This is a genomic window from Arthrobacter sp. 05L421, assembly GCF_056397785.1.
The window spans coordinates 1-22,262 of record NZ_JBFTOC010000036.1; the positions used below are offsets into that span (position 1 = coordinate 1).

General features: G+C 64.8%; 21 protein-coding genes and 1 pseudogene. 8 read left to right on the forward strand and 14 right to left on the reverse strand.

Annotated elements, in window-relative coordinates; translation table 11 throughout:
• The 3 genes from AC1DKQ_RS21630 to AC1DKQ_RS21640 form a co-directional block, all read right to left on the reverse strand.
• Positions 1 to 821: aldehyde dehydrogenase family protein (locus tag AC1DKQ_RS21630; RefSeq protein ID WP_476920169.1), on the reverse strand; the 821-nt coding region annotated here is incomplete at its 3' end.
• A gap of 188 nt (positions 822 to 1,009) precedes the next feature.
• Positions 1,010 to 1,870, reverse strand: coding sequence for an alpha/beta fold hydrolase (locus AC1DKQ_RS21635; protein WP_476920170.1), 861 nt, complete (start codon positions 1,868 to 1,870; stop codon positions 1,010 to 1,012).
• 18 nt (positions 1,871 to 1,888) lie between these two features.
• Positions 1,889 to 2,296, reverse strand: coding sequence for a hypothetical protein (locus tag AC1DKQ_RS21640; RefSeq protein WP_026536895.1), 408 nt, complete (start codon positions 2,294 to 2,296; stop codon positions 1,889 to 1,891).
• A 216-nt stretch (positions 2,297 to 2,512) separates the two neighbouring features.
• Between AC1DKQ_RS21640 and AC1DKQ_RS21645 the strand changes: the two genes are divergently transcribed.
• Positions 2,513 to 3,448 (forward strand): LysR family transcriptional regulator, encoded by a 936-nt coding sequence (locus AC1DKQ_RS21645; RefSeq protein ID WP_476920171.1) that lies wholly within the window; start codon positions 2,513 to 2,515, stop codon positions 3,446 to 3,448.
• A gap of 149 nt (positions 3,449 to 3,597) precedes the next feature.
• Here the strand turns inward: AC1DKQ_RS21645 and trxA are convergent, their stop codons facing one another.
• The 6 genes and pseudogenes from trxA to dnaK all read right to left on the reverse strand — a co-directional run.
• Positions 3,598 to 4,026: a thioredoxin gene (trxA, locus tag AC1DKQ_RS21650; protein ID WP_003801398.1), complete on the reverse strand. Its 429-nt coding sequence runs from the start codon at positions 4,024 to 4,026 to the stop codon at positions 3,598 to 3,600.
• Complete coding sequence (clpB, locus tag AC1DKQ_RS21655) at positions 4,023 to 6,659, reverse strand: ATP-dependent chaperone ClpB (RefSeq protein ID WP_476920172.1); 2,637 nt, start codon at positions 6,657 to 6,659, stop codon at positions 4,023 to 4,025. Before clpB ends, trxA begins: the two co-directional genes overlap by 4 nt.
• Positions 6,656 to 6,973, reverse strand: coding sequence for a chaperone modulator CbpM (locus AC1DKQ_RS21660; RefSeq protein WP_476920173.1), 318 nt, complete (start codon positions 6,971 to 6,973; stop codon positions 6,656 to 6,658). Before AC1DKQ_RS21660 ends, clpB begins: the two co-directional genes overlap by 4 nt.
• Complete coding sequence (locus AC1DKQ_RS21665) at positions 6,970 to 7,920, reverse strand: DnaJ C-terminal domain-containing protein (RefSeq protein ID WP_476920174.1); 951 nt, start codon at positions 7,918 to 7,920, stop codon at positions 6,970 to 6,972. The genes AC1DKQ_RS21660 and AC1DKQ_RS21665 overlap by 4 nt, the downstream gene beginning before the upstream one ends.
• On the reverse strand, positions 7,913 to 8,458 hold the full coding sequence (locus tag AC1DKQ_RS21670) for a nucleotide exchange factor GrpE (RefSeq protein WP_476920175.1): 546 nt from the start codon (positions 8,456 to 8,458) through the stop codon (positions 7,913 to 7,915). Before AC1DKQ_RS21670 ends, AC1DKQ_RS21665 begins: the two co-directional genes overlap by 8 nt.
• Positions 8,459 to 8,466: 8 nt before the next feature.
• Positions 8,467 to 9,948 (reverse strand): annotated as a pseudogene (dnaK, locus tag AC1DKQ_RS21675) (molecular chaperone DnaK); the annotation flags it as partial.
• Here dnaK and AC1DKQ_RS21680 point away from each other — a divergent pair.
• Complete coding sequence (locus tag AC1DKQ_RS21680; RefSeq protein WP_476920187.1) at positions 9,922 to 10,227, forward strand: zinc-binding dehydrogenase; 306 nt, start codon at positions 9,922 to 9,924, stop codon at positions 10,225 to 10,227. The pseudogene dnaK and the gene AC1DKQ_RS21680 sit on opposite strands and share 27 nt — an antisense overlap.
• A gap of 45 nt (positions 10,228 to 10,272) precedes the next feature.
• Positions 10,273 to 11,139, forward strand: a complete 867-nt coding sequence (locus tag AC1DKQ_RS21685; protein ID WP_476920176.1) for an alpha/beta fold hydrolase — start codon at positions 10,273 to 10,275, stop codon at positions 11,137 to 11,139.
• A gap of 349 nt (positions 11,140 to 11,488) precedes the next feature.
• Here AC1DKQ_RS21685 and AC1DKQ_RS21690 read toward each other — a convergent pair whose 3' ends face one another.
• Complete coding sequence (locus AC1DKQ_RS21690) at positions 11,489 to 12,202, reverse strand: SDR family oxidoreductase (protein WP_476920177.1); 714 nt, start codon at positions 12,200 to 12,202, stop codon at positions 11,489 to 11,491.
• 67 nt (positions 12,203 to 12,269) lie between these two features.
• Positions 12,270 to 13,349 (reverse strand): alkene reductase, encoded by a 1,080-nt coding sequence (locus tag AC1DKQ_RS21695; RefSeq protein WP_476920178.1) that lies wholly within the window; start codon positions 13,347 to 13,349, stop codon positions 12,270 to 12,272.
• A 164-nt stretch (positions 13,350 to 13,513) separates the two neighbouring features.
• On the opposite strand from AC1DKQ_RS21695, the gene AC1DKQ_RS21700 reads away from it, so the two are divergent.
• The 5 genes from AC1DKQ_RS21700 (at position 13,514) to AC1DKQ_RS21720 (ending at position 18,834) form a co-directional block, all read left to right on the forward strand.
• Positions 13,514 to 14,116: a TetR/AcrR family transcriptional regulator gene (locus tag AC1DKQ_RS21700; protein ID WP_476920179.1), complete on the forward strand. Its 603-nt coding sequence runs from the start codon at positions 13,514 to 13,516 to the stop codon at positions 14,114 to 14,116.
• An 864-nt stretch (positions 14,117 to 14,980) separates the two neighbouring features.
• On the forward strand, positions 14,981 to 15,454 hold the full coding sequence (locus tag AC1DKQ_RS21705; protein ID WP_476920180.1) for a VC0807 family protein: 474 nt from the start codon (positions 14,981 to 14,983) through the stop codon (positions 15,452 to 15,454).
• Between the two features lie 633 nt (positions 15,455 to 16,087).
• Positions 16,088 to 16,918, forward strand: a complete 831-nt coding sequence (locus AC1DKQ_RS21710) for a class I SAM-dependent methyltransferase (RefSeq protein ID WP_476920181.1) — start codon at positions 16,088 to 16,090, stop codon at positions 16,916 to 16,918.
• 717 nt (positions 16,919 to 17,635) lie between these two features.
• Positions 17,636 to 17,932, forward strand: a complete 297-nt coding sequence (locus AC1DKQ_RS21715; protein ID WP_476920182.1) for a hypothetical protein — start codon at positions 17,636 to 17,638, stop codon at positions 17,930 to 17,932.
• Between the two features lie 320 nt (positions 17,933 to 18,252).
• A complete protein-coding gene (locus tag AC1DKQ_RS21720) occupies positions 18,253 to 18,834 on the forward strand; it encodes a GNAT family N-acetyltransferase (RefSeq protein ID WP_476920183.1) in 582 nt (193 codons plus the stop codon).
• Positions 18,835 to 19,048: 214 nt separating this feature from the next.
• On the opposite strand, the gene AC1DKQ_RS21725 is transcribed toward AC1DKQ_RS21720, so the two are convergent.
• The 3 genes from AC1DKQ_RS21725 to AC1DKQ_RS21735 form a co-directional block, all read right to left on the reverse strand.
• Positions 19,049 to 20,083: an LLM class flavin-dependent oxidoreductase gene (locus AC1DKQ_RS21725; protein WP_476920184.1), complete on the reverse strand. Its 1,035-nt coding sequence runs from the start codon at positions 20,081 to 20,083 to the stop codon at positions 19,049 to 19,051.
• Positions 20,080 to 20,730 (reverse strand): alpha/beta hydrolase, encoded by a 651-nt coding sequence (locus AC1DKQ_RS21730; protein WP_476920185.1) that lies wholly within the window; start codon positions 20,728 to 20,730, stop codon positions 20,080 to 20,082. The genes AC1DKQ_RS21725 and AC1DKQ_RS21730 overlap by 4 nt, the downstream gene beginning before the upstream one ends.
• A 161-nt stretch (positions 20,731 to 20,891) precedes the next feature.
• Positions 20,892 to 22,262: serine dehydratase beta chain (locus tag AC1DKQ_RS21735; RefSeq protein WP_476920186.1), on the reverse strand; the 1,371-nt coding region annotated here is incomplete at its 5' end.

The following is a 22,262-nucleotide window of genomic DNA, read 5'->3' on the forward strand; positions in this document are numbered from 1 at the left end:
TCCTCGAACACCACGAACGGGGCGTTCCCGCCGAGTTCCATCGAGGTCCGCAGCACGGTCTCGGAGGCATCCGAGAGCAGCCGGCGGCCGACCTCGGTGGAACCGGTGAAGGACAGCTTCCGCAGCCGGGAGTCCTTGATCAGCGGCCCGGTGGTGGCACCGGCGGTGGAGGTCGGGATGATGTTCAGGACACTGGCGGGCAGCCCGGCCTCGACCATCACGGAAGCGAACAGCTGCGAGGTCAGCGGGGTCAGGTTCGCTGACTTGAGCACCATGGTGCAGCCGGCGGCGACGGCCGGGGCGATCTTGCGGGTCGCCATCGCGAGGGGGAAGTTCCACGGCGTGATCAGCAGGCACGGGCCCACCGGCTTCTTGGTCACCAGGAGCCGGGACTTCCCGTCCGGGGAGACCGAGTAGCGGCCGAACGCGCGGACGGCTTCCTCTGAGAACCAGCGCAGGAACTCGGCGGCGTAGGTGACCTCGCCGCGGGCCTCGGCCAAAGGCTTGCCCATCTCCAGGGTCATCAGCAACGCGAAGTCCTCCGCGCGGGCCGTGACCATCTCGAAGGCGCGGCGGAGGATCTCGCCGCGTTCCCGGGGCGGGACCTTCGCCCAGGACTCCTGCGCGGCGGCGGCCGCGTCCAGGGCCGCCTTGCCGTCCTCGGGTCCGGCGTCGGCAATGCTGAGCAGGACCTTGCCGGTGGCGGGGTCCTCGACGTCGAAGGTCTTCCCGGACGCGGCCGGACGCCACTCGCCGTTGATCAGCAGGCCAGTCGGCACGGAGGCCAGCAACGCGGCTTCACGCTGGGCGTTTATAGACATCGTTCTATCTCCAAGGGGTTTGAAGGAAGTCGTAGCGGTGTGCAGCCCGACCTTCAGCGGTTTGGTGCGGTCCGGCTGCCAGGGGCAGGGCATGTGGGGTCAAATCTTCTTTGTGTCTTTCACCATTGAGGTGGCAGGGTCGGTGCCGACCCGCTGGGGTCGGCACCGACGCCTTAGGTGAGAGCCGGCTAGGCTGGGACGCTGGTCTTGGTACGGATCAAGTCCAGAGCCTGAACGAGGTATCCCTTGAAAACCGGGTAGTTCTCGCTCATCGGGAAGTGCCCGATAGCCTTCATCTCGATGAACTCGGCACCCGGGATCTGGCTGGCGGTGCGGGCTCCGTCTTCAGGTGTGGTGAGGTAGTCGTACTCGCCGGTCATCAGGACCACCGCGCATTTGTTCGTCTGGATTTCGCCCAGTTTGCCGCGCAGATCGTGGTCCACCGAGTAGAAGTACAGATCACCCTTGAACGCCTCGGAACCCTGTGTGTAGTAGAACCAGGTCTTCCAACGGTCGGCCTCCGGCGATTGCGGGGCCATGAGGTCCCAGGTACCGCTGCCGCAGACCTGAGCGGCGTTGGCGTGTGGGTGCTGCCACCAGTCGAGGTAGAACCCCGGTGAGTAGTCCGCCCCCTCTACCGGAATGACGGCGTCGAACCTTTCCGGGAAGCGGTGGGCGAGCTGCAGCGCTATGTTCCCGCCGAAGGAGGATCCCATGAAGATGGGGTCAACCAGTTCCAGTGCATCGACGAGGGCGACGATGAAGTTGGCGAAGTGGTCCGCGCTGAGCTGGTACTCCTCGGTCCACCACTGGGTGTTTTCAGGCGGGTCTGATTTGCCGTGGCGGGGGAGGTCGTAGGCGATGACGCGGTAGTTGGCGGTGATCTCCGGGTCCTCCAGCAGGCCTCGCCACTGGTGGTTGTGGGCTCCGGCGGTGTGCTGGCAGACCAGGGGCTGGCCTTGGCCGTTTTCGAGGTAGAAAACCTTGTATTCGAGGCCGTCCACGTCGACTGTGACGTAGTGGCCGGTGACGGGGGAAATTTTGCTCATGTCAGGAACTCCTATGGTCTAGACGGGTGCGCCGGTGGAGCGCAGCAGTTCGATCTGGCGGGTGAGGCAGCGCAGGTTCTGCATCAGGACCAGGACGTCGCCCTCCAGCTTCATGTCGCGCTGGAAAGTGGCGGCCCAGATGCCGTGGTACATGGGAGCCGGGACGGGCTTGCCGAATTCACCCCAGGTGTGGGCGCTGGCCCGGATGGCGAACTGGTAGGGCACCTCGATGGGTCCCGGGTCCACGGAAATCTGGGCGATGGTGCCGGACACCACCCGGACAACAAAGGTGTGCGCCTCCATGTCCAGCAGGTAGGAGCAGGTGAAGTACTTTCCGTGGGCCTGAATTTCCGGGTCCTGATTGTTGGCCTCGGTGAAGCTCTGAACCCAGGATTCTACAGAAGGGGCACGTGTTGCGACCGTCATTTCGTTGTTCCTCTCATTGGTCTCGCGGAGGGTCGGGCTTCTCTGCCCGAGCCTCGAAAGCGGGGTTTCTGAAGTGCCTTTGCGGCTGTCTCCGATGCAACCCTTCGCTGTTTCCATTGCAGCCCCCGTTGCCCCGAACGGTCCAATACCTGTCCCCTATCCACCGATAGCCTGAAACTATTGGACCCCGCTTGTGGCGGAGCTTAGAGTTGAACGATGCAGCAGCCACAGCTTGACCTGCGCGTCCTGCAGTACTTCGTCGCCGTTGCGGAAGAGCTGCATTTCGGGCGAGCCGCTGCCCGACTTCATATCGCGCAGCCATCACTGAGCGTCCAAATACGGAAGCTTGAACACTCGCTCGGCACTCCCCTGCTGATCCGGACCAGCCGCAGCGTCTCCCTGACCAGCGCAGGGGATGTCCTGCTGGGTGAAGCTAAGCGCCTTTTATCCGCCGCGGAGCGCGCCGTTTCGTTGACGCGTGAAGTCGCGAGCGGCGTGCGGGGCACCTTGATAGTCGGCTTCCAGGCCAACGCGGCTGCTGAACTGACCCCGCGAATCCTCGCCGCGTTTAAGAACAACCACCCAGAAATTCACGTGCAGATGAGGTCCTTCGATTTCGCTGACCCCACAGCGGGGTTGGCCGATGGAAGCGCTGATGTGGCATTTGTGCGGCCGCCCCTGCCGGCGGCTGACTGGCTCGCCATGGAGACACTGTTTATTGAGCCGCGGGTCCTCGTAGTTGCCAGCAGTTCCCGCTTTGCCGGGCTGTCCGAGGTCTCGGTGGAACAGGTCGTCGATGAGTCCTTCGTCGCCCGCAAGGCCCCGGATAAGTGGAGGGACTTCTGGCTCGCAACCCAGGCCCGCGGCGGGCAGCCGGTCCGTCTGGGCACTCAGGTAGCCACCGTCGACGAGTGTTTCGAAGCCATCATGGGTGAGCGGGGCATTGCGTTCACCCAGGCCTCCACCCAGCGTTTCTATGACCGTCCGGGGCTATCTTTCATCCCGGTCAGAGACGTCCCGCCCTCTCCGCTGTCGATTGCATGGCGCACTGATGTCAATGACGGGCTGGCACGTGAGTTCGTGGAGACCGCCCGGACCTTGGCCTCCTTCGGAGGCGTCCCGAATCTCGTCGACTCCCGTCGGACTGCCTAGCTATCCACTTCGCTCCAATCTAATTAGCGCCACTGACAATCGCAGTGCGGAGCGTCGTGGGCGCCTTCTCAAACGTCTGAAGTGGGGACACCGGCGGTCCAGAAGGTACGAGGGCGGGAAACCACTCGCCGTCGTGCGCTGTTCCTTAGCTACTTCGTGAGTGCCCCCTCCAACCAGGACCTCAGCACCGGCGCGGGAGCTGCGCCGGCCTGCCTCGCGACGATCTTCCCGTCGACGATGACCATCAACGTTGGCACTGCCTGAATGGCGAATCTGGCGGAGAGCTGCGGCGAGTGGTCCACATCGACCTTCACAAGTTTGATCTGTCCCGCTCGTTCGTGTGCCAACTGGTCCAGCACGGGGCTCACCATCCGGCAGGGTCCGCACCACACCGCCCAAAAGTCCACCAGTACCGGAACGCCGGACCGTTCGGCGATCTCGCCGAAGTCGTCGTCGCCCGCTTCAACTACCCAGGGAAGCTCCCGGTGGCAACTTCCGCAGCGCGGCCGGCCGTCGGCGACAGCCGGAACACGGTTGGATTTGCCGCAATGGGGACATTTGATGATGGCCTTGTTCATACCGTTCCAGCCTCTTCCAGCTCCATCGTGCTGTATTCAACCACTAGTTCCCCTCCGGATGCAGTCACCGTGACCACTCCGCCTTCCGCGATGCTGCCACGCAGCAGGGCCCGGCCCACCTGCGTTTCCACCACATGGGAAATATAGCGGCGCAGGGGGCGGGCTCCGTAGACCGGATCGAAGCCGCGTTCGGCGATCAGAAGGCGCGCCTCCTCGGTCAGGTGTAGCTCTATTTGCTGCTCGGCCAGCCGCTGGCGCAGCTGTGCGAACTGCAGATCAACAATGCGTTCGATTTGCGGCAGTCCCAGGGGCGCGAACAGGACCGTATCGTCCACGCGGTTCAGGAACTCGGGGCGGAAATGCGCCCGGAGCTCGCCCATCACCATGCTGCGCGCCTGCTCGGTGATCGCCCCGCCTTCGGCCGAACCCTCCAGAAGATACTGGGAGCCGATATTGGAGGTCATGATGATGACGGTATTGCGGAAATCCACGGTCCGGCCCTGCGAGTCCGTAATCCGTCCGTCGTCGAGCACCTGCAGCAAGGTGTTGAAAATGTCCGGATGGGCCTTTTCCACCTCATCGAACAGCACCACCGAGTACGTCTTCCGCCGTACCGCCTCCGTGAGCTGTCCTCCTTCGTCGTAACCGATGTAGCCAGGAGGCGCCCCCAGCAGGCGGCTCACGGTGTGGCGCTCCTGGTACTCGCTCATGTCCAGCCGGATCATTGCGTTCTCACTGTCGAAGAGCGCCGCGGCCAGAGCCTTTGCGAGCTCGGTCTTCCCGACGCCGGTCGGCCCGAGGAAGATGAAGGAGCCGATGGGCCGGCGAGGATCCCGGATACCGGAGCGGGCGCGGATGATGGCGTCCGACACAGCGCTAATCGCTTCTTCCTGCCCCACGACGCGGGCGCGCAGGATTTCGTCCAGATGCAGGACTTTCTCACGTTCGCCCTGCTTCAGCCGTGCGACCGGTATGCCTGTCCAGGCCGCGACGATGTCGGCGATCTCGTCCTCCGTCACCACCTCGCGGAGCAGGCGTTTTTCACCCTGTTTCGCGGTCAGCCGTTCCTCCTCGGCGGCCAGCCGTCGTTCGAGGTCGGCAAGTCTGCCGTAGCGTAGCTCCGCCGCCCGATTGAGGTCGTAGTTCCGCTCGGCTTCCTCAGCCTCCTGCCGCACCCGCTCCAGTTCACTGCGGATTTCCTGCAGTTTGTGGATCGCCTGGCGCTCGGATTCCCATTGGGCCCTCTTCGCGTCCGCCTCGGCCCGCAAGTCGGCCAATTCACGCCTCAGCTCCTCGAGCCGGGTCTTGCTGGCCGGATCGGTCTCCTTGGAGAGTGCAGCCTCTTCTATTTCGAGCCGCGTGACCTTCCGCGTGAGCTCGTCCAGTTCCGCTGGCATCGAATCAATTTCCGTCCGCAGCCGGGCGCATGCCTCATCCACGAGGTCAATGGCCTTGTCCGGCAGGAACCGGTCAGTGATGTACCGGTGGGAAAGGGTGGCCGCAGCCACCAGAGCACTATCCTGGATCCGTACGCCGTGGAAGACCTCCAGCCGTTCCCGCAGGCCGCGAAGAATGGAAATGGCGTCCTCGACGTCGGGTTCCTCAACCAGGACCGGCTGGAAGCGGCGTTCCAAAGCCGCATCCGACTCGATGTGTTTGCGGTATTCGTCGAGGGTGGTGGCGCCGATCATGTGCAGCTCCCCGCGGGCCAGCATTGGTTTGAGCATGTTCCCGGCGTCCATGGACCCCTCGGACGCGCCCGCGCCGACGACGGTGTGCAGCTCGTCTACGAAGAGCAGGATCCTGCCTTCTGCCGCCAGCACCTCGGCCAGCACCGCCTTCAGCCGCTCCTCGAACTCGCCGCGGTACTTGGCACCGGCCACGAGGGAGCTCATGTCGAGCGAGAAGATGGTCTTGCTCTTCAGCCCTTCCGGCACATCCTGCCGGACGATCCGCTGGGCCAGTCCCTCCACAATGGCCGTCTTGCCGACTCCAGGCTCGCCGATCAGCACCGGATTGTTTTTGGTCTTGCGTGAAAGTATCTGGACGACCCGCCGGATTTCCGCGTCGCGGCCGATGACCGGATCCAGCTTTCCAGTGCGGGCGTCCACAACCAGATCGCGGCCGTACTTCTCCAGCGCCTCGTAGGTCTGCTCCGGTGTTGCCGAGGTGACGCGCTGATTTCCGCGCACCTGGGTCAGGACCGACAGGAATGACTCACGGGTAACCCGGTGTTCAGCCAGCACCCTGCCGGCCGCCGTGGACCGGCCTTCCTCCGCCAGCGCCACCAGCAGGTGTTCCACCGAGACGTACTCGTCCTTGAGCCGTTTGGCTTCACGTTCCGCGGCATCGAGGAGTGTGCCGAGCCTACGGCTCACGTACACCTGCCCTGGCGCCGCCCCCGGGCCGGTGACTTTTGGCTTGCGCCGCAGCTCGGTTTCGACCGCCCCCTTCAGCTCGTCCACGTCGACCTGCATGCCCACGAGTAGCCGCGGGACAAGGCCCTCCTCCTGCTCCAGCAGCGCCGCCAGCAGATGCTCGCCGTCGGTCTCGGTATGGCCGTGTTGCTGGGCGATCCGTTGAGCCCCTGCCAAGGCCTCCTGCGACTTCTGGGTCAAACTCTCCATGTTCATCGTGAAGCCGTCCCTTCCACTTGCGTGATTTCAACCAAACGTCGTTCCAGCTTGTCCACCCGCGCCAGCAGGTCCAGTACCAGCGGGATTGCCGCGTAGTTCAGCGCCAGCTCCGAATGGAGCCGCAGGACGCGCGCTATGAGTTCCGGGGCCCGCGGGCTGAACCAGGGACCGCCCGGGGCATCGCCTCCTAGCGGCCGAATCAGATCCAGCTCCACGAACCGCCTGACGACGTCGGGGTGGACGCCGCTGCTGCGCGCCACCGCCTCGAGATTCAGGCGCCACGGGTAGGCGAGCGCATACACTTCGGTCATTGCTCCTCCCTCGGATTAAAGTCGGAGATGCTGGCGAGTTTCTCGTACAGCTTGCGCTCCTCCTTGCTGAGGCTCGGGGGCACCATGATTCTGATCTCCGCATACAGGTGCCCCGGTAATCCCCGTGGGTTGGGCATGCCCTGCCCTCGCAGCCGCAGCCTGCGGCCGCTGGAGGAGCCCTCGGGCACGGTGATCGTCACTGTCCCGGTTGGCGCCCGGGTCTGGATCTTGGCCCCCACGGCGGCCTCCGAGGGCGTCACCGGAAGGTCGAGGTGGATGTCCCGGCCCTTGAGCCGGTATCGGGGGTCCGCCTGGATGCGTGCGGTCAGGAACAGATCCCCCGACGGACCCCCGTCGCGGCCCTCGGCGCCCTCCCCCGCGAGGCGGATGCGCTGACCGTCCAGCACACCGGGGGGCACGTCGACGTCGTAGTTCCGGGTTTCGCCACCCGGCTGGGCCAGGCGGACGGTGCGCCGTCCGCCACGGATCGCTTCTTCGAGGGTCAGCCGAAGCTCGGCTTCGTGGTCAGCCCCCTGGGCCGGGCCTGCTCCCTGCTGTCGGAACCAGCCTCCGACCAGATCCTCCCAATCGACCTCACCTCCCGTATCGACGTCAGCGTTGCCGTAGCCGCCGCGTCCCGGGCGCGGGCCCGGCCGGGGGCCGGGCCGCGGGCCGCCGGAACCCCACCTCCCGCCACTGCCCCCGGGGCTGGCGCCGCTGCCGGCGTACTGCCGGTAGTCGGCGCCGAAACGGTCATAGCGCGTCCTGGTTTCGGGATCCGACAAGGTGTCGTAGGCTTCACCGATCTCCTTGAACTTATCGGCGGCATCCGGCTCGCGGTTTACGTCCGGATGGTATTTCCTTGCCAGTTTGCGGTAGGCGCGCTGGATTTCGTCGGGCTTCGCTGTGCGCGAGACTCCGAGAACCGAGTAGTGATCCTTAGCCACGGTCCGGGGTCACCGCCCGGCTCACCACGACGGCGGCTGGCCGGAGGGTGGTGTCCGGGCCACCATACCCAGGACGCAGCACGCTCACCAGGGTCCCGGGGGGAACGTCGTCAGTTTCCACCACACTGACAACCTCATGGACGCGCGGATCGAAGGGGACGTTCTCGGCGTCGATCCGGGGGTAGCCCAGACGGGCCAGGGTATCGATGGCCTGTTTCCGGATTGAGGCTATGCCCTCCACGAGCGGGTCCTCCGCACCCGCCGGTGCGTGGGCCAGGGCCAGTTCGAGATTGTCCAAGATCGGTAACCATGCCAAGGCAACCGCTGCGCGTTCCTGGGCCCGTTGCTGCGCGCCGTCGCGGGCGGCGCGCTTCCGCAGGTTGTCATTGTCGGCCAGCGCACGGCGCCACTGGTCCTCCATTTTGGCCAGCGCTTCCGCCTGGGCCGCCGCTTCGGTTTCCCTCTCATCGGGTGCGGCGGCCTCTGCCTCGTCACTTCCTGGATGGGCCTGTCCAGCCGGCCCTGCCGGGTCGCTCATGGCCGTTCCTAGCCCCGATCGAATTCTGCATCGACGATGTCATCGTCATTTGCGTCGTTGGATGCTTCGGGCTGAGATGCGGATCCCTGGCCCGCCCCTGCGGTGGCCGCGGAGGCAGCCGAGGCGCTCAGCGCCGACTGCAACTGCTGAAGCTCGGAAATCAGTTCCCTCGCGGCGCCAACGTCCGCCTGGTTGCTGACGGCGTCGCGCGCTTGGCCAACCAGCAGTTCCGCGCGGGCCTTGTCATGCACCGGGACTGCGTCACCAAGCTCATTGACGGCCCGCTCAACGCGGTAGGCCACCGCATCGAGCTCGTTGAGGGTATCGATCCTCTCTCGGTTCTGCACGTCCTCGTTCCTGTGGGCCTCGGCCTCGGAAATCATACGCTCGACTTCCTTGGCGTCGAGGTTGGAGCCTTCACTGATGGTGATGCCCTGCTCCTTGCCCGTGTCCTTGTCGCGCGCGGTGACGTTCAGGATGCCGTTGGCGTCGACGTCGAAGGTGACCTCGACCTGTGGCTCCCCGCGTGGTGCCGGACGGATGTCGCCCAGCTGGAAGCGTCCCAACACCCGGTTGTCCGCCGCCAGTTCACGTTCGCCCTGCAAGGCCACCACGTCGACGGCGGGCTGGTTGTCCTCCGCTGTGGAGAAGACCTCACTGCGCCGGGCGGGGATAGTCGTGTTGCGTTCGATGATCTTGGTCATGACGCCGCCGCGGGTTTCAACACCCAGGGAAAGCGGTACGACGTCCAGCAGCAGGACATCGGACACCTCGCCCTTGAGCACACCAGCCTGGATCGCCGCACCGATTGCCACGACTTCGTCCGGATTGACGCTCATATTCGGCTCTTTGCCGCCCGTCAGCCGCCGCACGAGGTTCTGTACCGCAGGAATGCGGGTGGAGCCTCCCACCAGAATCACTTCGTCGATGTCATTGGCGGTGACTTTGGCGTCCGTCATCGCCTGCTGCACCGGCCCCATCGTGCGCTCGACGAGGTCGTGGGAGAGGTCCTCGAAGACCGACCGCCGGATGGTGCTGGTCAGGTGCTTGGGACCCGTCGCGTCGGCCGTAATAAAGGGGAGATTGACCTGCGTCTGGGTGACAGAACTAAGCTCAACCTTGGCCTTCTCGGCCGCCTCGAACAGGCGCTGCAACGCCTGGGGGTCCGTTCGGAGGTCGATTCCGGTCTCCTTCTGGAATTCATCGGCCAGATAGTCGACCAGACGGCGGTCAAAGTCGTCGCCACCGAGGTGTGAGTCGCCCGCGGTCGAGCGGACCTCGACCACCCCGTCACCGACGTCCAGCAGGCTCACGTCGAAGGTTCCGCCACCCAGGTCGAACACCAGCACCGTCTCATGCTCACGTTTGTCAATGCCGTAGGCCAAGGCCGCGGCGGTGGGTTCGTTGATGATGCGCAGGACTTCCAGGCCGGCAATCCGGCCCGCATCCTTGGTCGCAGTGCGCTGTGCGTCGTTGAAGTACGCAGGAACGGCGGGCGCGAAGCCTGCCTGAACCCTGGTTTGCGGCTGGCCATCGCGGCGCTGAGCAGCAGGATCCGGCGGCAGGCGAAGAAGCTCGGCGTCAGCTACGAGTTCCTCTTCATGCGTGCCAGCGGCGACCAGTTGCGCCAGATCACGGCACTGGTTGACGACGGCGTGCTGCGCCCAGTCGTGGGGCAGGTCTTCGACTTCGCCCAGACTCCACAGGCGCTGGAGTCGCTGGCCAAGGGCGGCCACCGCGGCAAAGCCGTCGTCACCCTTCCCTCCTGAGCCGCCAGCCAGAGCCCTCACAGACCACCCAGGAGAACAACCAGCATGAGCAACACCGACACCCCGAACGGCGCCGTCGTCACATCGTACGCGAAGGCCGCCACACGCACCATCACCGCCGGTGGCGTCACCTTCGCCTACCGTGAACTGGGGCCCAGGACCGGCATCCCCGTCGTGTTCTTCGTGCACCTTGCCGCGACCCTGGACAACTGGGACCCCCGCATCATCGAGCCCATCGCGAAGAACCGCCACGTCATCACCTTCGACCAGCGCGGTGTCGGCGCCTCCACTGGGCAGGTTCCTGACCGCATCGAGGCGATGGCCGATGACGCTTATACCTTCATCAAGGCCCTCGGGTTCGACACGATCGACGTCTTCTCCTTCTCAATGGGCGGCATGATCGCCCAGGACCTGGTCCTCAAGCATCCCGATCTCGTCCGCAAGCTCGTGCTGGCCGGTACCGGGCCGCGGGGCGGCAAGGACATCGACAAGGTCGTCAGCACGACCTACTGGGACGTCCTCCGCGCGACCCTGACGCGCGCGGACCCGAAGGAGTTCCTGTTCTTTAACCGCAACGCCACCGGCAAGCCGGCCGCGAAGGCGTTCATCAAGCGCCTGCAGGAGCGCACGGTCGACCGCGACAAGCCGATCAGCACCAAAGCCTTCCAGACGCAGCTGAAGGCAATCCAGAAGTTCGGCCGCTCCGCGCCGTCGGACCTGTCGGAGCTCACTCACCCCACCCTCATCGCCAACGGCGACACCGACCGCATGGTGCCGTCGATCCTGTCCGAGGAGCTGTACCGGCGCATCAAGGGATCCGAGCTGATCATCTACCCCAACTCGGGCCACGGCGGCATCTTCCAGTTCCACGACCGGTTCTCCCCCGTCGCCGTAGAATTCCTCGCCCACTGACCAGCACGCACCTGACACGATCCCGCCAACAGAGCAGAGAGGCACTGTAGCGCTGCCCGCCCGTGAATACGGGCGGCCACGGCCATTGGCGTGGGGCTCGTCGCGCTGGGCGGCTCGAACAGGGCCTGCACAAACGCGTCAGCAGGGTGAACAAACGTACCGCCACCCCTGACGCGGCCCCTGGCTCGTAACTACCCCGGAGTGTCAGGCCAACCCCGGATCCACCGGTGTTCAGACACTCCCCACCCGTTCCGTCGTCTCTTGTTGGGGGCATCGTGCCGCGGCGTCCTTTGGCAGGGTGGTGCCACCGCGCTCACTTTTGGTGAACGCGGTGGCGCCGGTTGTTCACTTATGCGTTAGCGTCCACCAACTGCGGGTAGACCGCTTCGAGGGGGGCACTGAGTCCGGCCTTGAGCTGGACTGACGTGTCGTCGGCGAGGACTTCGTATTCCCCTGCCTCGGTGGCGTCGAACACGGTGCGCACCAGCACGGCCGGGTCGAGCTTCGGGTCGGTGGCGTGCGCGGCCATCGCGGTGTCGACGTATGCGACGTGGACGCCGACGACGTGCACGCCGGCGGGGGCGAGTTCGAGGCGGAGGGAGTTGGTCGCGGACCAGAGGGCGGCTTTGGTGGCGCTGTAAATGCCGGCGACGGCGTACCAGCTCAGGGCCGAGTGGATGTCGATGATCGTCGCTTTGTCCTTCGCCGACAGGACCGGAGCGAACGCGCGGGCGACGAAGAGAGGACCGAGGAAGTTCGTCTCGACGTTCCGGCGGATCTCCTCGTCCGTGTGGGTGAGGATCCCGGCACTGGGAACCGACGCGCCGGCGTTGTTGATCAACACGGTCACGTCCGGTGCCGCCGCGACCGCTGCCTGGATGGAGGCGGAGTCGGTGACGTCCAGGGCGAGCGGAACGATGCGTTCGTCGTTCCAAGTGCGGGGGGTGCGGGCGGAGGCATAGACCTTTGCAGCTCCCCGGGCGAGGGCTTCGTGCACGAACTGGGTGCCGATTCCGCCGTTGGCTCCGGTGATGAGGACGACTGCTCCGTTGAGTGATGGCATGGCTGCTTCTTCTTTCTGAGGGGTGTGGGTTGGGTGAGGTCGGTGGCGGACGGCCCCCGGCAGACGATTAAGCGTGCGCCAGGGCGGGGTAGTCTGTGTACCCGGCCGCGCCGCCGCCGTACAGGGTGGCCGGGTCCAACTCGTTCAGCGGTGCGCCGATGCGCAGGCGCTGAACAATGTCGGGGTTCGCCAGGGCGAATCGGCCCAGCGGCGCGATGTCCGCGAGCCCTGCGTCGATGTCGTCGGCGATCTGCTCACGTTCGCGGCCGTACCGGACGACGAGGATGGCAGCAGGCCACGCGTCGCGGAAGGACCGAAGCAGTTCGTCGTCACCGAGGTGGTGTACGTGCAGGTACGCAAGTTTCAGGGCGGCGAGTTCGCCAACCAGGTGGAGGTACTGAGCCCGGACGTCCGCGGGGTCCCCTTCGTTGATTCCGCCCAGCGGGAACGCCGGTGAAATGCGGATTCCGGTCCGGTCTGCCCCGATCTCCTCGGCCACCGCGCGGGCGACCGCGACGACGAACCTGGACCGGTTCTCCACCGATCCGCCGTATTCGTCCGTGCGGTGGTTCGAGTTCGGCGAGAGGAACTGGTGCAGCAGATACCCGTTCGCGCCGTGGATCTCCACGCCGTCCGCTCCCGCTGCAATGGCGGAGGCTGCGGCGTGGCGGAACCCGGCGATGGTGGCCTGGATGTCATGGGCGCTCAACTCACGCGGCACCGGCGTCTTCTGCGGGCCCGTTGGAGTGAACATTTCCTGATCAGCCGAGATCGCCGACGGGCCTACAGGCCGACGGTGGTGCGGGGTGTTATCCGGGTGCGACATACGGCCGACGTGCATCAGTTGGATGAACAGCGCTCCGCCGCCGGCATGCACCGTGTCGGCGATCTTTCGCCATTCCTGGATGTGTTCGGGAGTGTAGATGCCGGGGGTGTTCAAGTAGCCCTGGCCATCCTCGGACGGCTGTGTGCCCTCGGTGATGATCAGCCCGAGCGATGCGCGCTGGCCATAGTACTCCGCGGCCAGTTCCCCGGGGGTGCCGTCCGGGTTCGCACGGCTCCGAGTCAGCGGGGCCAAGGCAAGCCGGTGGGAAAGTTCCACCCCACTGAGAGTGAATGGCTGCCAGAGCGTAGATTCCGTGGTCATGAGTGCATGGTCCTTTGCATTGATGGGTAATCGGCCATTACCACCCGGGCGGACCGTTGCATCCCGCCAACGGCGTGGGAGAATTGGCGAAGAGTTCAACCCGTTACAGTAATGACTAGACTCATAACTGAGTTCAGTCAGAATATATTCCCGGAGGACCCATCATGTCTCTCGCCTCCCAGCCGGTCGGACGGCGTGAGCGGAACAAGCAACAAAAGCTGGACCGTATCACCGCGGCAGCCAGTGAGCTGTTCGCCGAGCACGGCATCGAGGATGTCACGACACAGCAGATCGCCGACAAGGCGGACATCGGCACCGGGACCCTGTTTCTCTACGCCAAGTCCAAAGGTGAACTCCTGCTGCTCGTGCAGAACGCACACTACGCCGAAGCACTCCAGCGAGGTCGGGCAAATGCCGAAACCATATCGGATGTCCTCGATGCGGTGATGGCCATCGTCCAGCCGATCGTGGAATGCAACCGCATCCAGGTCGACAACGGACGCACTTACCTGCGGGAGATGGTCTTCGGCGACCCCGAGGAGCCTCGACACAGCGAAGCTCTCTCCATCGTCGCTCAGACCGAGGAGGCCACCGCTGCCGTCCTGGGCAGGCACGAGCAGGCCGGTGCGGGTGATGCCGCAACGATGGCCCGCATCGTCACCGCGATCATGTTCCTCAGCATGGCGGCGAGCGTGAACGCCGCCTTGAGCATCGACGATATTGTTCGGGACATCCGGGCCCAGATCGGCGTGCTGCTGTCTCGCTGACGCAATCAAGTGCTCGCACTAACGCCCCGTGCCCACCAGTCGCCTTGAACTGCTCCTGCGGTGGTGGATCGGCAGGCGCCATTCGTCAATGACCTCATGGCCAAGGTAGGAGCCAGAGACCGCGCCCAGCCGGTCGCCCACGTATACAGGGCATGTCTCGCCTCCTGATCCATCTATTGGGAATGCGGTAGATGGATCAGTCCATGCGGACTATGCGAGCCGACCCCATTTGGCCGGACGATAAGAGCGTAAGCACCAGCTACGGCAGCGGAGGGACCCCCATCGTCTAAGGGTGCACGTGACACAGCTACCCGACAGCCCGTTCCATGCGATTGAGCCGGTATGAGCGCCGTCAGCTCGGTCGCCACAATGGGCGCCTCCGCCGCCGGACTTGGCACGGCAGAGGCTCGGAAGGGGTCTCTTTTGTGTCCTGAGTCCGCATTTCCCCCATTCCGATAAAGGCCGAAGTGCTGTGTATGGTGCGCGGTCAAGGGTGGGTCGAAGGCCCACCATGAAGTGACGCGCAGCGCCCTTGACCATGCACCAGGAGCAGCGACGATCGGAAGCCGGGATGGGGGAGTTTCAGGAGGCTGTGCACGTCCGCCGGTTGCGTTGGGTGAGGTTCCCGCCCTTGGTGACCTGGCGGTTGTGTGCAGGCGGTCAGCTGGTTCCTGTCGTCCATCATGTGTGCAGGAAAAGGCCGAAGGATAGAGCTTTTGCTGTACGCACGATGCTCCTGTAGGCGTCAAATCATGCAAAGGAGATTCCGAAGAGGGTCGTCGCCGCTGGTTGGCGGTCGGAACAATCCATAATGGGCAGACCAGGATTTTGAACCCGCATCCGGAATAGGGATGGAGCACCCCGATGAACGCTGAGCAGACGTCGGGACAGGAACGTCCGGGATTGGTGACGCGTGCGCTGGTCCGCGGTCTGGCTTGGGACGTAGGGCTACCGCTGGCTGCCTACTACGCCCTGCACGTGGCCGGTGCCACGGACTGGGCCTCGCTGTTAGCGGCGACGGGAGCCGCCGCCTGCCGGCTCTTCTGGACCGCGTTCAAGGGACATTCCCTGAATCCGTTTGCGATGCTGATGGTCGTCGTCTTTGGACTCGGCCTGGGCCTGTCTTTCCTTACTGGGGACCCGCGGTTTCTGCTGCTCAAGGACTCGACCATCACCGCCGGCCTTGGTGTTTCGTTCCTGGTTTTGGCCGCTCTGAAACATCCCCTGACTTTGGACGCGGCCAAGACCTGGAGTCCGGAGCGCGCCGGGGAGATGGACCGGGATTTCAACCGCAACCCGGCGGTGCGCCGCTGGCACCTAAAGATTTCCATCGTTTGAGGTGCGGGACTGATTGCTGAAGCCGGCACGCGGGCGGCCCTGGTCTATGTGCTGCCTATTGACGTCATGGTGGGGGTTTCTGCCGCCCTGGCAGTGATCGTTTTCGCCGCCCTCATCGCCTGGACTGTTCGGGACCTGAAACGACGGCAAGCAGGGTGGTCTCCCTGACGGCTCTGTCTGAGCTCACCGGAAGTCCGTTGCCTGAGTAGGACCGTTGCGCTTTTCGAACAGAGCAGGCCAGACACTCGCGGTCATCAAGCGCCTCCTAACGGGCCCTGCAAAATAGCTTCCGGTGGCGGGCAGAACCCAAGAAAGCTGCTGGCCTACATCGATGCCGCGTTCGCCAAGACCGCCGAACGTAGCGCAGCCGTGGGAAACGTCGCCGTGGGTGAGCATCCTCGCGTCCAGACTGTGCAAATCGCCAGCCCCGGTGGTGAGATTTTTCCTGAAGGTGTGATGGCGATTGTGTGCAGCCGGTCAGGTGGGTCCCGTCGTCCAGAAGGGTGCGGGAAAAGCCCGTAGGAAATAGCTTTTTCCGTGCCCGTGATGCTCCTATAGGAGTCAAATCGTGTTTGAAGTCGAAAGCTTGGCTACCTTTCGCTTCTGGGCGATGCGCGTCAGTAGGGTGGATGAATGGCCTCATCCCATGACCCGCAGGTGCGGGCATCCACTGTCAGTACCGGGCGGTGGATTGCCGCGGCGAGAGCGCTGGAGGCTGCCCGTCCGGACCGGCTTTTCAACGATCCGTGGGCCGGGCTTTTGGCGGGAGATAGTGGCAAAGCTGCTTTAGACGCGGCGGCCTATAACCCGTTCCTGCCAGTCCGGACCCGGTATTTTGACGATCGTATTCTCGGCCAGGTCCGGGAGGGAACCCAGATCGTTTTGCTGGGCGCAGGCCTGGACACTCGGGCTTTCCGGCTTCCCCTGCCCTCCTCATGCACAATGTTTGAGATCGACTACGAGGAGGCTTTCACGCAGAAGGAAAGTATCCTGCACTCCGCAGCGTCCAGGTGTGAACGACACTGCGTCCGCACGGACTTGTCTGGGCCATGGATTCAGGCCCTGTTGGACGCAGGCTTTGACCGGAGCACACCCACGACCTGGGTTGCCGAGGGGCTCTTCTTCTATCTGGCTGTTCCCGACGTTGAGTCTCTGGTCCGTGACGCCGCTGCCTTGTCTTGCCAAGGGTCCACTTTCTTGGCGGACATGTTTGGCACCGGGCTCTTGGCCTTGGAAGGCATGGTGCCGCTGGTGGCCCAGCGCAGGAGCGCCGGCCGGCCGCTGCCCTTCTGCACAGATTCCCCCGAAGCCCTATTTTTGGACGGCGGCTGGAGCAACGCCTCGGTGGTTCATCCCGGCGAGTCCACAGCGAATTTCGGACGCCTCACCCGGGGGCCCAGGCCCACGGACGCCGCCGGTCAGCAGAACAATCTCCGTTCCTACTTGGTGACGGCCGCCCTTTGACGGACTGATCTAGGTGACCGTGTGCTGTCCATGGCTGGGGTCAATTCGGGATATCCACGGCTGATTTTTCGGGAGCCGTTGGGTAGCTCCCGCGGTGGTGGTAGCGGTGGATAACCCGTGGGAATTGTCCCCGGTTGTGGACAGGTGCTGTTCGGTGAGCCATTGTCGCGCGGAACCGCCACCACTGGCAGCTTCACCGCGGACGACGTGTTCCGGCTGAATCCCCTGGAGCGTGTGGTGAAAAGACGGGGTCACGCCCGCGGCTGGTGCGGCCCGCCGCTTGGACCTGAGGGTGAGCCGATTGCGCCGACCTGGACGAGCGACATGTGAGGGGCCCATGTCGGCTGATCGGGCCCGAGGTCGGGGAACGTCAGGAGGTTCTGGATTCGAGCGGGTGGCGGTACTCGGAGCCGGACCAGGCGACTGTGACTCACTCCTTCGAGCTCAGCGGAAATTTCGGGTCGCGACTATGGGGAAAATTCATGCCAACGATTCTGTGCCCACGAGCTGCGGCTTAAGGCAACCATTCATCCGGAGCCAAGCAACCCTTGAATGAAACGCACCGTCAACAGACAGCACGCCAGGGCTGACCGCTGGTCCGCGGCGCTGCGTAAGTGCCACCTGTTGACGGATCGGACGAGCCAGGCGTAGACAAGGGCGTATCCATCCGTTCGCAGGCCGCCCATTGCGGGCCTGCACGCCCGCAGGGAGCTTGTCATGGCGGTTGCAGTCATCTTAGAGTTCGACGGAACGACTCTCGAGCAGTACGACGAGATCAACAGGCTGATGGGGCTCACTCCCGGCGGACCGGGCCCTGCCGGATCCATATCCCATTGGGCCACGATGACGGACAAGGGTCTGCAAGTCACCGATGTCTGGGAGAGCCGCGAGCAGTTCGATGCCTTCGCTCAGGAAAAGATCATGCCCCTCAGCCTGCAGGCCGGGTTCGCGGGGCCACCCAAGCTGACCTACCACGACGTGCACAACTACTACACTCCCGGGAATAGCACCTGAAGCCCTGTATTGCGGGGCAAGGCCGGCCGCTTCAGCCCAGGGGCTCCGTAGTGTCGAAGTTGGGAGCCGCAACCGCTGTTCACTCGCGGCCGGAACCGGTTGAACGTGGGCGTGGCCAGGGCAGCGGCAGTTGAGACGATCTTCTGCACCTGCCGCCGAACCACACTTGCGTTTAGGCGAACTGTGCCCGTCGGTCCTGTGCCGCTTACGCTGTAGCCATATGTCAGGGTTCAATCCCAATGGACAGACGCTCGGCCAGCACGGCAATTCAACCGCCCAGATCGATGTGACGGTTCTTTCCCCGGTGCGAGAATGTCTGCATGCTCACCTTCCTGGAGACTGAACGGCTTCTACTCCGGCAGTTCACCTCCGATGATGCTGAACTACTCGTGGAACTGGACAGCGATCCGCGCGTGATGCGGTACATCAGCGGGGGTATCCCCACCCCCCGGGGCGAGATAGAAGGCGACTTCCTCCCTGCATTCCTCGATTACTACCAGCGCTTTCCCGGCTACGGGTTCTGGGCCGCGATCGAGAAGAAGACGACCGGGGAATTCCTCGGCTGGTTCCACTTCCGGCCAGGCCCCGACGATCCGCCAGATCAGCCGGAACTGGGTTACCGGCTGCGCCACGCGGCCTGGGGAAAGGGGCACGCGACGGAAGGATCGCGGGCCCTGATCGCGACGGGGTTCATCGAGTTCGGGGTGCAGCGGGTTGTGGCCTCGACTATGGCAGTAAACACGGCCTCCCGACGGGTGATGGAGAAATCCGGGATGCGCCTCGTTCGGTCCTTCGTCGCCGACTGGTCAGTGTCCGTTCCCGGCGAGGAGCACGGTGACGTCGAATACGCGATTACCCGAGATGAATGGGTGGCTGACGATTCTCGCCTTCGTCGCCAGTGACCCGCCGGTATCAGTCGGCCGGACGCAAAGACCCCACAGCGAGGTCCGCGATCGACCCTGAGGGATTCAACCTCGCCTTCTGCGCGGGCCTGTCCCCCGTCACCTGGCGCTCCGGATCCTCAACCCGCGGGGCGCCACGCCTCCCGCAGAGGCAACAAGGAGCGGAGAGGATTAACCACCACTTTGTCGTTGTTCGGATGTTGCGGAGGTGTCCCTATTGCTTCAGCGCCGCCCGGACAGCGGGCAGCACCTCGGTCGCCAGCATCTCGATGGAGCGCAGGGTCGCCGCCTGCGGCAAGCCGCCCAGGCCGACCTGGGCGAGGAAGCAGGTGTGGCCTAGGATCTCGTGCTCCCAGAGGATCTTGTCGACGATTTCGGCCGGGCTGCCAGCGAAGAGCGCACCGCGCGGGGACGCCCAGGCCTCGAAGCCAGCGCGATCGAGCCGCCCGGTGCGCGGCATGTTTTGGTGCATGTATGAGGAATAGTGCGGGAAGAACGTGTCCTTCGCTCCCTGGGAGGTCTCCTCGACGTAGAAATGCGACGTCACGCCGATCCGCCCCGGCATCTGGCCTGCCTGCGCCGCCGAGCGTCGATATAGGTCGGCCAGGGGTGCGAACCCCTCCGGGTGCCCGAGGATCGCCAGGTATAACGGCAATCCAAGCTTGCCGGCACGCACCGCAGAGGCAGGCGTCCCGCCGACCGCAACCCAGATCGGCAGGGCGGCCTGGGCCGGGCGCGGCCAAATTCCCGCGTCCGTCAGCGGGGGGCGGGTGGTTCCGTTCCAGGTGACGGGGTTTTCGTCGCGGATCCGCAGCAGCAACTCGAGCCGGTCCTCGAAGTACTCGTCGTAGCGCTCCAGCGGTTGACCGAAGAGCGGGAAGGACTCCAGGTAGGCGCCGCGTCCGGCGGTGATTTCGGCGCGCCCGGCACTGATGAGATCTAGCGTTGCGAAGTCTTCGAAGACGCGGACAGGATCGGCGCTCGAGAGGACCGTGACGGTGCTGGTCAGGCGGATTCCCTTGGTCTGCGCGGCTGCTGCGGCCAGGAGGACCGGGGGCGAGGACACCGCGAAGTCCTCCCGGTGGTGCTCGCCGACGCCGAAGACGTCCAGCCCCGCCTCGTCGGCGACCCTCGCCCATTCAAGGATGTCGCGGGTGCGCGCACCTGCATCCATGGGCTTCCCCTCAGCGTTGCGGGTGAGCTCGCCGAAGGTGAAAATACCGATCTCGAAGGGGACGCTGGCGCTCATGCGCGTGCCACCGCCTGGGAACCGACCTCGGTGGCGAGGAAGTCGCGGACGTCGTCGAGCATGGGTGTGTTGATGCCGTGTGCCAGTCCTGGGTACACCCGCTCGATCAGCGAGGTGTGCTGTGGGAGGTACTCGCTGCTGCGGGTAATCGCCGCGGGGGCAATGACCCGGTCGTCTGAGCCTCGGCCCCAGAACAGGGCTGGTCGGCTGCCGCGCAGTGTCTCGTCGCCCGGCTGTGGTGCGCCCAGCACGAATCCGCCCAGCACTACGGGGGCCAGCACCTGTTCGGGCCGAGCCCGCAGCAGCTGGCTGGCCATGAGCCCTCCCTGCGAGAACCCGATGGGCACGATGCGGGTGCCGGGGTCCACGTTGGCCTCGACCCAGGCCCAGATGGAGTCGGTTGCCTTCTCCACAGCCCCGGCCGCCGGGTTTCCGGGCATGGTGATCGAGAACCATGCCGCCCCGCCGTTGTCGAGCTCAATCGGTGCCCGCAGGGATGCCCAAGGCAGGTTCAACCCAAGCGCGGAGCCCAGTGAGCCCAAGTCGTGCTCGTTGGAGCCAAAGCCATGCAGTAAGAGTGCGATCGCATCGGGAACCGCACCGGCGGTCCAGCTTTGCGAGCGCACGTCGCGCAGTGTGGTGTTCATTCGAAGGGTCAGCTCCTTGGGTCAAGGGAATCCGGGATCCCGGGGTGCGGCTCGTGAAACGCGGAGATCGGGGGACGGCATGGAACGAAGGGTCGTCACCGGCCACAAGCACGGCAGCGGGCAGCTCACTTGGTTCAACGATACACGGATTACTTGCAGCTTCAACTATTTGATCCGAACTTGCGCCTTCCTGGCTCCCGGACGCCAAACCGCGCCGGCTCGCCTTCCCGGCCATGCGGCCCCACAATTCCGGGCGCACAGCGGCCTCGCCCCTCGGACGCCCACGCCCGCAAGCGGGTCCCCCACCCAGGCGGGTCGTCCGCCCGCACCGGCTGCAAGAGAATCCCGAAGCTCTGGCTGCGGTCCGGGCCGGCGACAATCTGATCGTCACAAACCTCGCGGTCTGCCCGGCCCCTACCCGATGCTCTAGACGTCACCGAGGTCATGGCGAGAGTTTCCCACTGCCGACCGGGATGACGATGAGGTGACCCCAACTCACAGAAAGTCATGCAGTTCCAGGCCCGCCCGGCCATGAAGGAGTACACAGCAACACCGCTGTCCCAGCCAAGAGAAGGAGCCGCCAGACCGCAACGGCAAACAAAAATGGGCCCCCGCAGGGGCCCATAAAAGGAGATTTGTACACATTCAGCGGCCCACAAGCCCCTGAGCAGGGAAAACACGTGCCCGAGGTGGGACTCGAACTGCATTCCCTCCCCCGCGTTTTCCTCGTTGACCGCGAGGGCGAACAGATTCACCCACTCCATCGCGAGCAGCGGGTCGGCGGGGACCTGGACCGGGGAAGGGTTCCGGGCTGTCTCATCGGCGCTGACGGCGGATGCTGCCAGCGTCCGGAAATGGGAGGGGGCGCGCCGTTTGACGTTTAGCCCGCCGGGCAGGATGCCCTCCGCGGCGCAGCCATTGCCGACGCACTGGCGCATGACCGCCCACAGTGCCAGCAGTTTTTCGCGAAGCTCCGCTTCGCTGCGCCAGACGAGTTCGTTGGCGAGTATGACGTCGGAGATGGACATGCTCTCCCGCTCACAGATGGCCAGCAGTTCGTTGGCCGTGGTGAAGGGGTACGGCAACGGAGTATCGTCTGCCACCATGTGGTCGCCGGCGTCGGCGCCACCATCAACAACGAAGCCGCCCCCAATAGAATAGAAGCTCCGTTCGCTGAGGACGGCACCGGTGTGGTCCCGTGCCCGGAAGGTCATGCCGTTGGGATGGGCCGGAAGGGATTTGCGGCGGTGCAGGATTACGTCCTCGTCCCAGTTGAAGTCGACCCGGTGGTCCCCGCCGATCCGGAGTTCGGCGTCCAGGGCTGCGGCTGCCACCTGGTCATCTGCGGTGCCCGTGTCCACGCTCTCGGGGTCCTGGCCCTGAAGCCCCAGGACCACGGCCTTGTCCGAACCGTGGCCCCGGCCGGTGGCGCCGAGGGAACCGAACAGCTCGGCCTGCACCCTGGTGGTAGAGCTCAGCTGCCCGTCGCTTTTTAGCCCGTCCGCGAACCGCTTGGCCGCCCGCATCGGGCC